The sequence below is a fragment of the Moorena sp. SIO4A1 genome (genome assembly GCF_010672065.1).
In the GTDB taxonomy this organism is placed as follows: domain Bacteria; phylum Cyanobacteriota; class Cyanobacteriia; order Cyanobacteriales; family Coleofasciculaceae; genus Moorena.
This window is the reverse complement of record NZ_JAAHHX010000012.1, coordinates 143,105-158,341: the sequence shown is the minus strand read 5'-3', so window position 1 is coordinate 158,341 and position 15,237 is coordinate 143,105. Positions and strand designations below refer to the sequence as shown.

The 15,237-nt window shown below is 40.0% G+C and carries 15 protein-coding genes and 1 pseudogene; all 16 read right to left on the bottom strand.

The features are described 5' to 3' along the window. Window position 1 precedes the first annotated feature (1 nt). Window positions 2-895: a phytanoyl-CoA dioxygenase family protein gene (locus F6K53_RS12790; RefSeq protein ID WP_293025367.1), complete on the bottom strand. Its 894-nt coding sequence runs from the start codon at window positions 893-895 to the stop codon at window positions 2-4. Window positions 896-981: 86 nt separating this feature from the next. Further along, a complete protein-coding gene (locus tag F6K53_RS12785) occupies window positions 982-2,154 on the bottom strand; it encodes a glycosyltransferase (protein ID WP_293025366.1) in 1,173 nt (390 codons plus the stop codon). A gap of 6 nt (window positions 2,155-2,160) precedes the next feature. Beyond that, the gene (locus tag F6K53_RS12780; RefSeq protein WP_293025365.1) at window positions 2,161-3,291 is read right to left on the bottom strand and encodes a glycosyltransferase family 4 protein; all 1,131 of its coding nucleotides are present in this window, start codon (window positions 3,289-3,291) and stop codon (window positions 2,161-2,163) included. A gap of 221 nt (window positions 3,292-3,512) precedes the next feature. Continuing rightward, on the bottom strand, window positions 3,513-4,880 hold the full coding sequence (locus tag F6K53_RS12775) for a hypothetical protein (RefSeq protein WP_293080964.1): 1,368 nt from the start codon (window positions 4,878-4,880) through the stop codon (window positions 3,513-3,515). After that, complete coding sequence (locus tag F6K53_RS12770; protein WP_293080961.1) at window positions 4,873-5,022, bottom strand: hypothetical protein; 150 nt, start codon at window positions 5,020-5,022, stop codon at window positions 4,873-4,875. The genes F6K53_RS12775 and F6K53_RS12770 overlap by 8 nt, the downstream gene beginning before the upstream one ends. Then, complete coding sequence (locus F6K53_RS12765; protein ID WP_293080958.1) at window positions 5,012-6,250, bottom strand: glycosyltransferase family 4 protein; 1,239 nt, start codon at window positions 6,248-6,250, stop codon at window positions 5,012-5,014. Before F6K53_RS12765 ends, F6K53_RS12770 begins: the two co-directional genes overlap by 11 nt. 122 nt (window positions 6,251-6,372) lie before the next feature. Next, window positions 6,373-6,501 (bottom strand): annotated as a pseudogene (locus F6K53_RS12760) (DapH/DapD/GlmU-related protein); the annotation flags it as partial. Window positions 6,502-6,845: 344 nt separating this feature from the next. Beyond that, window positions 6,846-7,997 carry a glycosyltransferase gene (locus tag F6K53_RS12755; RefSeq protein ID WP_293017700.1) on the bottom strand — a complete coding sequence of 384 codons (1,152 nt, stop codon included), beginning with the start codon at window positions 7,995-7,997 and terminating at the stop codon, window positions 6,846-6,848. 80 nt (window positions 7,998-8,077) lie between these two features. Next, complete coding sequence (locus tag F6K53_RS12750; RefSeq protein WP_293017702.1) at window positions 8,078-8,812, bottom strand: class I SAM-dependent methyltransferase; 735 nt, start codon at window positions 8,810-8,812, stop codon at window positions 8,078-8,080. Between the two features lie 217 nt (window positions 8,813-9,029). Next, window positions 9,030-9,485 (bottom strand): hypothetical protein, encoded by a 456-nt coding sequence (locus tag F6K53_RS12745; protein WP_293017704.1) that lies wholly within the window; start codon window positions 9,483-9,485, stop codon window positions 9,030-9,032. A gap of 87 nt (window positions 9,486-9,572) precedes the next feature. Continuing rightward, the gene (locus F6K53_RS12740) at window positions 9,573-9,767 is read right to left on the bottom strand and encodes a hypothetical protein (protein ID WP_293017705.1); all 195 of its coding nucleotides are present in this window, start codon (window positions 9,765-9,767) and stop codon (window positions 9,573-9,575) included. Between the two features lie 44 nt (window positions 9,768-9,811). Continuing rightward, window positions 9,812-10,732: a hypothetical protein gene (locus tag F6K53_RS12735; protein WP_293017706.1), complete on the bottom strand. Its 921-nt coding sequence runs from the start codon at window positions 10,730-10,732 to the stop codon at window positions 9,812-9,814. Between the two features lie 153 nt (window positions 10,733-10,885). Beyond that, the gene (locus F6K53_RS12730) at window positions 10,886-11,905 is read right to left on the bottom strand and encodes a glycosyltransferase (protein ID WP_293017707.1); all 1,020 of its coding nucleotides are present in this window, start codon (window positions 11,903-11,905) and stop codon (window positions 10,886-10,888) included. Beyond that, window positions 11,905-13,047: a hypothetical protein gene (locus tag F6K53_RS12725; protein WP_293017709.1), complete on the bottom strand. Its 1,143-nt coding sequence runs from the start codon at window positions 13,045-13,047 to the stop codon at window positions 11,905-11,907. Before F6K53_RS12725 ends, F6K53_RS12730 begins: the two co-directional genes overlap by 1 nt. Next, window positions 13,044-14,063, bottom strand: coding sequence for a glycosyltransferase family 2 protein (locus F6K53_RS12720; protein ID WP_293017711.1), 1,020 nt, complete (start codon window positions 14,061-14,063; stop codon window positions 13,044-13,046). The genes F6K53_RS12725 and F6K53_RS12720 overlap by 4 nt, the downstream gene beginning before the upstream one ends. Before the next feature lie 25 nt (window positions 14,064-14,088). Next, window positions 14,089-15,237 carry a glycosyltransferase gene (locus F6K53_RS12715; RefSeq protein ID WP_293017713.1) on the bottom strand — a complete coding sequence of 383 codons (1,149 nt, stop codon included), beginning with the start codon at window positions 15,235-15,237 and terminating at the stop codon, window positions 14,089-14,091.

Below are 15,237 nucleotides of genomic sequence, written 5' to 3'. Positions count from 1 at the left end.
ATTAGTAATACCTCAATTGTAGAAATAAGCGATCGCGTTGAATTGGTGGTAAAGCTTTATGGAAACAAGAGGCATCTTCTAGAAAGCATTTTCCTGCTTTTCCTTGAATTGTTATGATATCCTCTTGGGGGTAATATTGCTGTATTGTTTTATCTGGACATCTAGCACTGCGAAGAAGCATTGATATTTTTTTATTTTTATGGCTAGACTTGACGAGGACATGGGCACCACTATTAACATCTACATTGGTTAAGTAAAAACTAATGTATAAGAAATTAAATCCATGAATGTCGTAATGATAATCAATAGTTTGTGACTGTATTCTTCTTTCTTCTGAAGATAGGTTATTTGCAAAGCTCCACCATAATCTTACATCACATTTTTCAGGAAAATAACCGAGATATTTTTCTGAAATTTCTAGCAATAAATCATCATGTCTAAGCCGATATATTTCATTTATTTTCAGTGGTTCATCTAGATCTGCCATAGCAATTGTATGTTTTGCTTTGAGATGAGTAATATATTCCTGATAAGTAAATGACAGATTTAGTGATGCGGTAGATAAGGGCAATTTTTTAGCATAATTTACTATAGAAGCTAATGATTGCTCATTTAATTCTAGTTGATCGTAGTAAGAGTCTTGCTTGATAGATTCAACAATCCTATAAATATTGAGATTATATTTTTGAATTATTTGGCTTGTAAAGCTTATTTTTGTTTGTGGTTTATTTATAATTTGTATAAGTTTTTTATACTGAGAATATAGACCTCTAAATAACCAAAATCTGCCCAGTATATATTCAAAGTTACCGTTTTTGATTCTTGTAAAAATAATCCGATAGTCTAATTTAGGGTTATCAGATGTATATACTACTTTGTCGATGAAATTGTTCATATTTATAATCTTATATTAATTAGTACTTTAAAGTTGATGTTTCTGTCTCTTTAATAAAGATGATAACTCAATCCTCAAATATATTCTTAGAAAGGTTTTTGATGAAGAATAGCTTGATAAATGTCAATCAAATTAGCTGCAATCCTTTTCCATGTGTATTGTTCAAAGATAAGTTGACGAGCGCGAGTTCCCATTTCTTTGGCTTGTTGGGGAAATTGCAAACACTGGGTTAAAGCATTGGCAATAGCATCAGCATCAATATCAACTACATATGCAGCGTCAGCCTTCGCAGCTTCTGGAAAATTACAGCCTGTGGTAATAACACAAGGTAAGCCTGAAGCCATACCTTCCAGCACAGACATACTAAACCCTTCAGAATAGGATGGGGCAACATAAATACTAGCAGCAGCAAGAGCAGCATATTTGAGAGAGCCTGTTAGCATCCCTGTAAAAGTAACAGCATCGAGGCAACCTGCGTTAGCAAAGTAGTCTTTAGCCGTAGATAAGAAACCAATGTTATCAGGACCAGCAAGAATTAGGTGAGTGTCGGAAAATTGAGGGTGTATCTTACCAAATGCTGTGGCTAGCAAGTCTAATCCTTTTTTGGGGTCGATACGTCCTAGGAAGAGAATCAGAGTTTTGTTACGAGTAGCTGGAAACTGTTGATAAAAAAGTTCCGGATTAGGGAGTTCTTCAAAGTCTTGACGGTGGATGCCGTTAGGGGCAATAGTAACAGGAGTTTTGAGGTTGAGGGGTTTAATTTGTTCCGCTTCCGTAGAGGCTAGCATTTGCAGTGCGCTAGCGTTTTGGAGAGCAGGCTTTTCTAATAGAGTGTAGTAGATACGTTTTTTCCAGCCTTTATAGGAAAGTGCCCAAGGGTCAAGCATGCCGTGGGGGATAATAACATAAGGGATATTATACCATTGACAAGCCCAGTAAGCAGCTAGGTTAGGAACTGAAAAAATTGCATTAGTTTGGACTAAGTCATAATCGCCGATGTGTTGGAATAGCCACTTACTAAGGGAAAAACTAAATTTGTAGTCTCCAATCCCTTTGTAAGGAAAAAACTGCAGGCGATAATTAGTTTTAGGTAACCAGGTTTTGATAGGGGCTTCTATCACCTCAGAACCATTAGCATTAGTGGCTACCAGGTCAACAGTAATGCCTAAGTTACCCAATGCTTGAGCTAGTTCCACTACGCATTTAGATGTACCCCCATAAACAGCCCCTAAAGCAGGAATAACAATCAGAAGTTTCATCAGTAATTAGTGATTAGCTAAGGCGTATTTAGCAGCTTTTATCAACCCTTCAGCAAAATAGTCCGGAGAGAATTTCTGGATGTGTTCCAGGGCGGATTGACTGATATTGTCTAGGTCAATTTCCCCTGAACTTACCTTAAGCATTAACTTAGTTAGCTGTTGCTTATCATAGGGATTAAAACCAAATCCATTGATACCTTCAACTACTAAATCTTCAAAACAGCCACAGCGATTAGACACTAGCACTGGTAAGCCAGCCGCCATAGCTTCATTCACAACTAATCCCCATTGTTCGTGAGTACTAGCATGGATAAAGCAGCCAGCGTGAGCAAAATAAGGCAGAAGTTCTTGTTGTTGTAAAAAACCAGTTAGATGAATAACCTTAGTCAACCCTAAGTCTTTAATCTGTTTCTCAATTTGAGAGCGCATTGAACCATCCCCACACAGGACTAAATCCCAAGCCCTGTCTTTAGCTATTTGACGATAGGTAGCGTAGGCTGAAATTACAAAAGGGAGATTTTTCTTAGGTATAAAGCGATTGATAGCCAGGAAGTAGGGCTTGTTTAAAGGAGGTGCCAGAGATTTAATTTTGTCGGGATGGAAAGCATCATTACCTACGACATTATAGCCGCAAAAAATGGCTTCCTTAGGTACTCCTAATTTGATCAAGTAACGTTTTTGTGGTTTTCCGCCCACTAAAGCCGATTTATACCGGTTAAGTAGCCAGCGCTTTATCGTTTCACGCCACCAAATTCTAGTAAAATCGGTTTCTGTAGTCTCCGAAAGCAAAATTGGTAGTTTACCGTGCCATAAACTCCATACTAAAGTGGCAATCATAGCTGATCCAAAATAGCCAGCAATCACCACCACATCAGGCTGAACCTTCCTTAGGGTAGAGTAAATTTTTGGGAGTAATTGATGATTTTTTACATCCTCTCGCTGCCGGTCTTTAACAATAGAAATTAGCGCAAAAGGAATATTATTTAAGTTAGCTTTCCAGGCATATTCAGCTTCGGATCTTGCTAATTCTATGCCAATCACATTCCAGCCTATTTGATGACAATGCTGGTGTAAGGCACTGACACGGGCAATATGGTAGGGGCCATAGTTAGTAAACAATACTGCGATTTTGAGCACTTGATTTAGATAAAAAAATATATATACTAAATTCTGTTTTAAGTCGCACCTAAATTTTGCGTAGGGTGCGTTAGGGGGGTTTTCATTTTCCGCCTCGTAGCCAGGGTTAGGTTGCTGCCCGTAACGCACCACCGGGTCAAACAGCTTTTAGGAGATGCACCCCTTTTGCCTCTTGTATGCCTTTTTCGGAAATACTTGCGTTTACAACCTAGATCCAAACGCTATAAATGAGATGTAGAAATAAATCTTCCCTGAGCTTTTTTGGATCCGTAGCGTTCTAGCATAAGCACAAACACATATCCAAACAAAGCGGGCCATAATACCAGTAGGGTAAATTCTCTACCTAAGTTAAACGTTAGCCCTAAACAAATCAGAAATAATCCTAACCGCAAGGTGGAATATTGCTGCTTCCAAAGCCTACTCATAAAACTCACCCAGCTAGCCATTAAAACCGCTGCACCCATTGGTCCCAAAATAGGACCAAAATTATAAAATCCTTGTCCAATTAATCCAGTTGAAATAGTAGCAAATACCCCAATGTCATTATCAGCACCACCAAATCCCCTTAAGATAGCATAATCAATTCCAATTAGAGGTTTATTAGCCCATATTGCCCTAGGAATTATATTAGCTGCTTCTGCTAAATAGCGACCTCCGTACGTTAACTTTAGGCTTCCTTCTTGGTAAAATTGATTGATATAACATAGCTCTTCTAGCATATTTAATCCCAAGTGCCCTTCTTCCTCTACTTCTTCTTGGAATTGCGGGGCAACATCTGGATTCAATAATTCATTAAAACCAATGTTACGATAAGTAATAATTAACGTCAGCAATTCATTAATAGCCCAAAAAGTAGCCATGCTAATTAACACCTTTTTCCAAAGCGGATCTGGGGAAAATAACGCATAGCTAAAATAGCCTGGCATAATCACTGCTAGAAGTTGGTTACGGGCTCCCATAAAAATAAAATAGGGCAGTACAATCAAGACAAGCAAAAGATTTAATGTCTTCAATTGACGGCCCATTGGGAGGGGCAAAAGCACGCCAAAGAAGGCACAAACTAGGGTATAAACATAGGCTGCGGAAGAAACGATAAATCCATCACCACCAGCAGCAGCGGCTCTTCCCCACATCTGCCGTCCCACACGAGCTCCAAGTGGAAATAAAGCAGTGAAAATATCGCCGTTGAGACGGCTAACACCATATCCTAATAAACATAGCCAAACAAAAGCTAAAACTATTAAAAGTTGCTCAGGATTAAAGGCAGTAAATTTCCAAGCAGTATGGTAGTTTTTAAGGAATCGGCGAGAAAGGGAAGGGATTACTAGGCGAAAAGTGATTAAAAAAGTAATTATTTGCCAATAACAGTATTCTAGTATTAATGAATCAAACTGCAGAAAATTTTCAGGGGTGTAAAATAGTTCTACAAAATACCAGGCTCCAATAGTGGCATACACCGCCAGGGCGGGAATACTCCAAGCTCGTTTGTCTCTGACTAAAAACGCTTCAATGACTAAGATAAAAAGTAGGCTTGAAGCCATGACATAAATAGGGACAAGGGCTTCGGGAAACCCTACAGAATCAGTCATTAATCAAAACAATAACAAAGGGAACAGGGAACAGGGAATAGGGAGTAGGGAGTAGGGAGTAGGGAGTAGGGAGTAGGGAGTAGGGAGTAGGGAGTAGGGAGTAGGGAGTAGGGAGTAGGGAGCAAAAATTCTCACAATTCATTTAGGTACCCTATATGTTGCAGATTTTGTTGGAGTTGGGACAAACTAAATTGAGAGAGATTTGTGGAGTTTTGAGCAAAATACTGCAATTGTTGAGGGTGATTAAGACACCATTGCAAGGTTTGAGAAATCGCTTCTCCTGAAACCTCTGGTAAGATCAAACCATTCTCTTGATCTTTCACCACTTCTCCACAATATCGGGACACTATCAGGGGTAATTTCCAAGCTTGAGCTTCTAGTTGAGTTAAACCAAAGCCATCGGAAAGGGTAGGGAAGAGAAATACATCTGCTTGTTGATAATACTGGCTGGTGGCACTGCGAGGAACGGAACCAATCCAGCGCACATTTGGCAAGTTTTGTTGGGCTGGGGTGAGGGTAATCCCTACGGATCCTACAATCTGAAATTCAATGGGTTCGTTTTGTAATAATCTAGCTGCTTCCAGCAGGGGAAAGATACCTTTACGTAGGATAACTTGTCCGAGGAATAGCACTCTGAGGGGACGCTGAGGGGAAAAGTGTTCTGGATAGGTGCGCACAAACCCTTGAGATTGGGTAGGTGCTTGGTAAGCTAAGGGAATTACGGCAATTTTCTCTGAGGGTACCCCAACTTGTTGTAGGGCTTGGCTAGACCAGGTGGAGTTAACTAAAATCCGGTCTGCCAAATGACATTCTTTTTGCCAGTTAGTCCAATAGTCTGGGGGTGCTGGTTGCCAGGTTGATTGATAATGGGGATATTGGCGGTGGGCTTGGGCAACAATTTTTTCTTCGACAATTCCTGGATCTATTTGTCCGAGGACAGTGCGCCACCCTTGAGCTTTGGCAAATTGTAATAGATCTAAGGCTGCGTAGCTGTAAGTAAAGAGGATGGGAGGTTTATTAAATTTTGGAGCAATTTTTGCCAGATAGTTGACAGCGTTTTGTTGAAACCAGTGATTACGGGCAATAATTTGTTCCCAACCACGCACTTTTTGCAGACGTTGCTGGATTTCTAGCTGAATCAAGGAATTGGTAAAGGCGTGAGTGGATGCTTGAGCAAGATCTGGGTGGAAGCGATCGCGTAAACTGGTGAGTAGGTTTTTGGGTAGATAGTTGAGGGGAGATTGGGGGGTAATCCAAGCGTCTGTGATTAGGTGAGATAGATTACCTTGCTGATGTAGGGATCTGGGGATTGCGTAATGTTCTCTTGCTCCGATTTGACAGCAGATCCACTGATGAGATTGTTTAAACACAATTTTAATTATTATCTAATTGGTATTTTTTACAGGATCCATGGGTGGTAATGTAAGTGATAGTCTAACTCTGGATTTCTCTTCTTGATAAATCTAGCGGGATTACCTGCCACAACGGTTTAGGGTTCCACATCTTTAGTGACTACTGACCCTGCACCAATTACCGCACCTTCTCCTATTTTTACTGAAGGTAAAATAATAGCTCGATAGGCAATCCAAACGCGATCGCCAATAATGACATCTCCACCTCGATCGGCAAAACTAGGGGATTGGGGATTATGTCCTAAGGTTAAAATTGTTGCCTCTGGACCAATAGAAACATCGTTACCAGTGTGAATTTGATAATGGCGACCATCCAATAAACAACCAAAGTTAATTACGTTGCGATCGCCTAAATAGACTTTACGCCCGTTAAGAAAGCGACAGCCCATTTGAACCGATGTTTCCTTTCCTAGCCTGGCTAAATATGCCTTGAGGTAAGCAATGCGGATTTTACGGGAGGGACAGTTACTAAGCCAATGGTTGTAGTGATAGTTGAGCAAACTACCTGCAATAATTTTAGGATTCACTGATTAGGACTTATAGGCAGATTTGTTTAAGTTTTTAAAACACTAAGAACAATCTGGGCATTTTCCTGCCAAGAATTGTCCCGAAAATACTCTTCCCAGCAAGGTTTAACTGGCGTTTCCAGCCATGACTTTAAGCCCTCGACAATTGCTGTTACACTATTAGGTTCAACCCACAACCCCAGTTGATATTTTTGCACTACCTCTTTCAAAGGTCCTTCTCCACTAGAAGCCAAGCAAAGTTTATGATGGTGAGTTGCCAAGCTTAACACACCACTAGCAGAGCGAAATGTCTGATCATAAGTCAATAAAACTAAATCACTCATGTCAAACAAATTAGGTATTTTACCTTCAGGAATAAAGCCAATCTGCCAGCGACAGCGATCCGCTACACCTAATTCCTCAGCTAATTCTTGATAACGACGAGCAAGTTGTTGACTAGAAGACTGTTCTTTTCCTGCAACTACTAAATATACATCAGGGACACGAGCCATTGCCTCAATTACCAGGTCAAGGTTTTTGTTCGGACGAATATGCCCAAAGGACAACATCACCTTAGCCTCTGGAGGTAGATCAAGTGAGTTGCATGTTTTTTCCCTAGATTGATTTGCTGGGGGCAATTCATAAATACCGTGGGGAATTACGGTTGTGCGCAATTGAGGCATAGGGCGAACCGTATCCAAATCAATTGCTTCATGAACAAATGCCTCCCGCAGAAACGAATAGCCTGCTGCAATAGAGCAACGATGCCACCATTGAGGCCCCAGGACAAAATCTCGCACGGGATCGTGAACTACTGCACCGAATATTACTCCCCGATTGGCTAATTGCCTCAGGCGATGGGCCCACAAGGGCGCAAGGTATTCCAGGTAAGAACCCATTAAGACGTGACAAAACCGATTTTCTTCAATAAAACGGGTTAATCTAGCAATATTGGTGAGCAGATTATAGGAAAGATAGCCTGCTTTAAGAACCTTGGGCATTCGTTTATGCACCCCAGGACTTGCCGTGGTATCATCCAAAATAGGTACAATCTCATAGGCTTCTCCCCTACCTACAGGATAGTTGGGCGTAGTCAGTAACGTTACCTCTGCACCAGCAGATACAAGGGCATTAGCTTGGTAATGGGCATAGTCAGCTAGTCCTCCATAGCTGGCAGGAGAATAGTATAAAATCCTCATGAAATTAGTTAGCTTTGAGCAAGTTATGTTAGATAATTCAAGAGCAATATAATTAACAAATATCCATGCGAAACATAAAATCAGAGCTTTTTTAAAATGTACGTATACTCATCATAATAAAGATCTCTCGTTTGAAAACGATAGTCTTTCCATAGACTGAATAAAAGCTTCCTTAGGCTTCTGAATTTACTTCCTAGCGGCTTAGGATAGATTGATTTTTCAAATTCAAAATCATATCTTCTGCAAAGCTCATTGATACAGGATGGTGTTATCCAGTTAACGTGCTCCATATTGACTGGCACTAATTTATACTTTGTTCGCCATTGATTAAAGCTTTTGCCAAAGGGATTAGGTGTTGATATTAGTAGCTTTCCACCTGGTTTTAAAGAACCATGGCAGAACTTAAAAAATAATCCTAAATCTGAAACATGCTCAATTACATGGCCTGCATAAATTATATCGAAATAATTTTCTTTGATTGGTTTTCCACAGGCATCTGCAGCGATAAGGTTATCAAATCCGAACTTAACTTTACACTCTTCTACTAATTCGGAATTTAAATCTAGTCCCCATACTTCTTTTCCAGCAGCTTTTTTTCTTAATTTTCCATGAAACCAGGTATCTTTGTTAATATAGTCAAGTGTATGTTCAACAAAACCAATATCTAAAATATTTTCAAACTGACTGATGTAAGAATATAGAAAATCATTTCTATACTGAAATACAAATTTAGATATATTATCGTAAAATTTTTTCCACTCTTGATGTGTATAACCTTGATTGGGATCGAGTGAATATTGAGTCCAATTGAACATATCTAATGATCGCTTTTTATAGTACGATAGGGTGGTAGTGGTAATTTATTTATTGAAATCAAAAATTAAAAGGTTCAAAAGATTCGGAATCATAAGCTGGTTGTATCAAAGCTGCTAAGTTAGATATCGCTTGTCTTAAAACAGATTTTGCAGGTCGGTATATTAAGCGTTTTAGTGGAAACATTTTAGAAACCTCAATTGTATTTTTAGCTTTATATTAAGATAAATCACCACTCCAGGTAAGGGTATAAAAACTCTGCTGAGGAACTTCAGAATCAATGGTATTAATTGAACTAATTTTTTTAGCTAAAACCATTAAAAAAGTAGGTTGATTATTTCTGAAAACGGCCTGTTTTCTTACTTTATCTGGATCTACAACAGAAAACCAAGTGACATTATTCTTGTGCCAGTCATCTTCTACAATGAATACTTTCTCTATTTGAAAGCCATTGTTTTTAGAAAAACATCTGAATAAAATTTCTGGACTAAATTGATAAAAACCATGTCCTGGAAAATTATTACAAGGTGTTATTGACATGAAATTTCCACCCACATTAACCATATCCATACAGTTTTTTAATGCAATAGAAAAATTAAATATATGTTCTAAAGATCCGCCATATAAAACAACTGAATATTTATTTTTATAGCAATCTGGTAGCGGTAAATTCATGTCATGAACATAAGTGCAATTTTCATAATCTGAGTAATCAAAAGAATCAATAATACTCGCACCAATGTGCAGAAAAAAACCATCGGCCTATCCTCCATGTTTTTGAAATATTTCCTGTAAGTACTTTTCAAATACTTCTTGACCAAACAAGGAGAAATTATTCTTAAGCTCACAGGAATCTAAATGTAACCCCTGCCTACCTATAGTAGCTGTATGATCGAAATCAACTCCTTGTGATTTAGCATATAGTAAAAACTTAGTACCGTGTCTATCTAGTCCCATCTTACTTACCTCAATATGTAAATTAAATAAATTATAAATTTAAGCTATATTCTTTTGAAGAATCGTTGTAACTTATTATAAGTATTTGTCTTTAATAAGATAATATTATTAATGGCTTTTTTTATATAAAAAATGTAATTTATTATAGATACAAAACTTACCATTATTTGTTTATTTCTTCCTTGAAAATGAAGTGTAAAAAATTTAATAATTTTTCCCGATAATTTATGTTTTCCATATGGAATATATTGCTGCCAATTAATCAACTTTAAACCATCTGATTTGAGTTGATAACCACCTGCATCTGAATCAATACGCTCATCAAATGTGCAGAGCTTTGAATTAATTAACATCGGTTTAAAAAGGGTCGCAATCTTATCAGGATTACTGAGGGTAAATTTATGGAAAAACGTCATATCGGAAATGCCACCGCATCCCGCTTCAGCGATAAAATTTTCATGATGACACCGTAACCATTGCCTCAAATCTTCCTCATCATAGTGTCGGCGAATAAAACTACAGAATTCACCTAACAAATTCGGCTGATTTATAAAATTTGTATGGGCTGAATAAAACACCATCGTCATGCCAAATTTAGACAAGTTCTGGGCTGGCTCATCTAATGAATCGTACACTAAAATATCGGAATCCAGATAGACACACCGACCAATATCTGAATTCTGTGTTAAAAATTCATGGAGAATGAACCATCGAGCAATGCAAAATCTCTCAAATTCTTCACCGTTTGTACTCAGATGGATATAGTTCTTCAAAGATAACTGAGCGCTTTGGGTATAGTTCTTTGTGTAGTAGTGCTCAATGCCTAGTAACCAGATGAAATGGGCATTTGCCTTATCACCTAATAGTATAATTCGAGAGTTTGGATTGGTCTGTTTGGCATGCCAAACTGCATAAAAAAGACAGTCAGCATTACCATGGTGGATAAAAATGATTGGAATGCTCATTATAGCGGTTTTTAAGCTAGTAAGGTACAAGTTTTTTGGTTTTAGGGAGCAGGGAACAGGGAGCAGGGAGGAAGGAGAAGGTAGCAGTAAAGTCAGAAGAGGGAAGAGGTAAAAAATTCTGTGTACTTCATTAGGCTAAAAACCGCTATAGTCTCAAAGCAAAGCCTCTAAAGGTTTATGCAAACGACGACGACAGTCTTGACAGTGTTTAGCACCATGTAAATACCCTTTGACATAGCCCCATAATGCCCACAGTTTTGCAAGATAATGGAAAGCTATCAGATGAAATAGTGCAAATGAGACTCCTAACTGAGCCAGTTGTTGAGCCTTGGGGCTAAATTTTAATATGCGATGGCTAATGGATATTAGGCTAAAAAGCAGCCCTACAAGAGTTAGATAGGATAAAGGCGTGTCAAGGAGGAGCAGACTTACGCTGGCTACACCTAGAACTTCAAGCAATAATCTGCCCCCCACTAAGACAAAGTAGTTATTGCGGGTCATGGCTTCTCCATCACCGAAGAAGTTGCGCTTCTCTTCTTTGAGATATTGCTGTAAGCGCTCAAATCTGTGCCAATAGCAGCGCACGATAGGTGCTGCAGCTGACTTAATGCAATGCTTTTTAATTAAGTAGTCAAAAACTGTGTCGTCAGCTGCCAGCGTCAGATCTTCTGGGTAACCTCCAACGTTTTCCCATGCCTGTTTGCGATATGCAACTGAGCGCGATGTTGCATTTGCTTCAGGCGTTGCAATAAAAACATGCCCTCGCAGCACTAACTCAGTTTTAGCCCAGGGTGTATGAACTGAGTCGGGCTTAACAGACCAGCTACCAACTACATAATCAACACTAGAGTCAGCTTCTAGCGGAGCAACGAGTTCTTGAAGCCATTCCGGATCCCACTCACAGCCAATATCAGTGGAAATGATAAGGTCATGTTTTGCATATTGAATGGCTAAATTGCGTCCTCTAGCCACATTGCAACCTACATCTTGATAGCATCGCAAAGGGATAGTTCCTTGCTCAGCATAGGTTTGCATTAACTCCCACGAACCATCGGAAGAACCACCATCAACAATAACAATTTCCTTAGGGTAGCGTGTTTGTTTTTCCATTTGTTGAAAAAACAACTTGAGACCCTCACGATCGTTTAAGACAGTTGAAACAAGAGAAGTCATTATGAATCTAATTCTCGACAAACAGATACCCAAAGTTCAATATTACGAGCAACATTTGAGAAATATTGCTCAAGTGCTGCGTCCCATAAAAAGCCTTTCTGTCTATGGCTCCACTCCATGATCCATGAAGCTAAACATACGGCAGCTTCGCTATAGGTTGTGGCTGTAGGTAACGGTTTCTCTAATAGTGGTAACATATCGTCAATTACCACCATGCCTGCTAGTTCATTCCAGAGATCTTTGTAGAGATTGTGAAATGAACGACGATGCTCTACTACAGGACTACCTATGCGTACTCGATGGCCGACAGCTTGGGCACATTTCTGAACAAAGAAACCACTAAAAATATCACCAAAGCGGTCGAGCTTCATTCCTCCAACTGGATGCCCCATCTTCACATAATAGTAAGCTGGAATTGCATCTCGAATTAACGCAGTATTTTGGGTATTTATAGGCATTAGTGTTTCTGGAGCTAGAAGCACACTTTGGCTAAATTGGGCTTCTGCCGCACATCCAGTGACTAAGCGGGTAGCTGCATCCACATCAGGATCTCCAGACCATAGACCAGCATTAATGCTAACTAGACCAGTACTAGAGGTCGTATCAATGTTGCTACAGCGAGGATCACGTCGCTTGTAGGGAAAACCACGGGCATACACAGTGCCGCTGACACCTTGGCGTTCACAGTTAACATCCATCATGGTGCAGAGGTTGAACCACTGTTGATAGCCAGTCGCTGTCGGTAAGGTAGTCTGTTTGCCAACATGTTGATGACCTTCTAAAAATGGCCAATCAGCCCGAGGATAGTTGTCATCATCAATGGCAATAATGGCATCACAGCGATCGCGGTAGGCCATTAGAAACCCTACATTCCGACGGTTATCAGTTTTCCAAGGAATCTCAGCTGCTAGTTCTGGAAATGGAGCTAAAAATTTATTCTGTTCTTCTTGGCCGAGATAAAACCAAGGCAACCCCTCCCCCTGATACTTTTCGACTCGCTGACGACACTCAGGAGGTGTAGATAGATCGCCAACAATATAAAAGCGAACCTGATCAAGCTGGTTTCTTGCTTTGAAATGCTCGAAATATTCGTCGAGAAAGTTACCACTGTAGATAGTTGTTACTACAATTCCAAATATCATAAATAATTCACCTTAACTGTTGTGACTAAATTTTGTTGCCAATACATGATAGAAAGGAATCGATGCAATCCTAGTACTTCCCTTACCCTGAGTGAAAAAGACCTACAACCTTTTCGATTTGAGCATTCTTTGAGCCATTCCTTAGCGATTTTCATTGCTTCATGAGCAGTTGTGGCGTCATTTTGTAGTCGTGCCTTCAGATAAATATCTGAGTAGAGACGCATGAGACTTTCACAATGTTTTGCGGTTAGCGATCGCTGTTGTTGACTAAGAAACTCTATGTTAGCGGTAGTAATTGCCTTCATAGATTGAAACCATAAAGCCAGAACATCTGGCTGATTTCGGTTGTCTTCAATTTCTTGGCGATAGAGTGCACCAGCGCTAGCAGTATATGCTACCGAGAATGTAGAAGTAAGGCGAAACCAAAAGGCTGTGTCTTCACTCATATAACGGTCAAGCGCTTCAACCCAAATAAATGGTGTATGCAAAATATCTCGCCTAACTATTGCTGAATGCACTGCCCAGGAAGCAAAGGCAATTGCTCCATCAGGAAAGCCAGAAGCTGTTGAACCATAGCCAGCAGGTGCTTTCAAGGTGCGCTGTTGTGGATTTGAATTAGTATATTCTTGCCAATGTCCGGCAATGATAGCTGCGTCAGGATGATCCTCAACAGGCGACAATAAATTTTCTAAATGAGTCGATTCTATCGTGTCGTCAGCATCTAGAAATAAGACCCAGGTTCCTGTTGCATGCCTTAACCCCACGTTGCGAGGTGCTCCAGGCCCACCTGTACGTTTAGGACATGAAATAAGATGGATTCTCGGGTCACAATATTTTTGGACGATTTCTAAGCCGTTATCTGTAGAGTTATTATCTACGACCCACAGTTCCCAATCAGTAATGGTTTGTGCAAGGACAGAATTGATCGCTGCACCTATATAAGGGGCTTTATTGTAAAGAGGGACAATAATACTAACATCAGGCATAGTTTCAAAAACTGAATTAGTTTCATTCACCAGTTTTGTTATAATTTTGGCATCTTTAAATAAAAACCAAATCGCTAATTGCCTTACAAAAAGCTTCTTGAATTACTAATGGATTAAACTGTTTTTGAGCAGCCAGGCAAGTCTGCTTAGCATAATGCTTGCGGAACTCAGCAGTTCTCTGGAGTTTTTCAAGGGCTGAAACTAATTCAGCTGGATTTTCCCTAGTCACACAGATGGCCTTATTACCTTCCTTAGCCCAACGCACCGCCGAAGCATACTCTGGTCCCCAAATCACAATCGGTTTACAAAATTGAGCATATTCAGGCAATTTAGAAGGAAAACTCGTTTCCATGCGCCGCCTCATAGCAGGATCAAAACTCATGGTCACCAAACAAGCATCGGCTGAACTTAGCCACTGGTTCAACTCAGATCTGGGTGCAAAGTCTAGCCACAAACCGCGCTCTCGCATTTCCTTTTGAACATCTGCCGACCAATTAGGGTTTTTTCCCCGAAGCTGTACCTGTAAACTAGGATGATCTTTAACTCCCTGCAACAACTCCCCTAACATTGGGCCATATTCATAGAGATTTCCAGAATACACAACTCGCAAGGGACGAGATTTATCGACTATGGAATTATTAGATCTTGGTTCAGATGGTAGAGAAGCTGGAATGGGATAAAGAATTTGACTATTGGGATGCGAACCTAAAGCGTTTTGCATGCCTTCACTGACGCAAAGTACCAAGTCTGAGCTATCATGAAGCTGCTGGAAACGCCGTGCGATTAGTTGCCGAAAAGGGGCATGAACAATAGGTAAATCTGGCCACCAGTCATGGAAAATAGTTACTAGGGGCAAGCCATGTTTTTTGGCAAAGCGCAAAGCCGCCCAGCAGCCATCACCATGAGCAACAGTGAGCACAATTGCTTTTTGGCTTGATAGTTGGTGAGAATGGCACAGGGGATCCCAACTGCGACCATGAGTGAGAACATTTAAATTGTTGCCCCAGGTATGAAATCGAGTGCGATTCAGCCTTTTTACTAATCTTGTTGGTAAGTCTTGGGGATTGGGCACCACTGAAACCTTCCACCCATCTAGCTGACTTAGATGGCGGTGCAGTAGGATTTCTCCTGCACTAGTTGGCGCAGGTTGTACGGAAGAGATGACAATAATCTCCGGCTTAATAAGGGATTTACAAGTTACCAT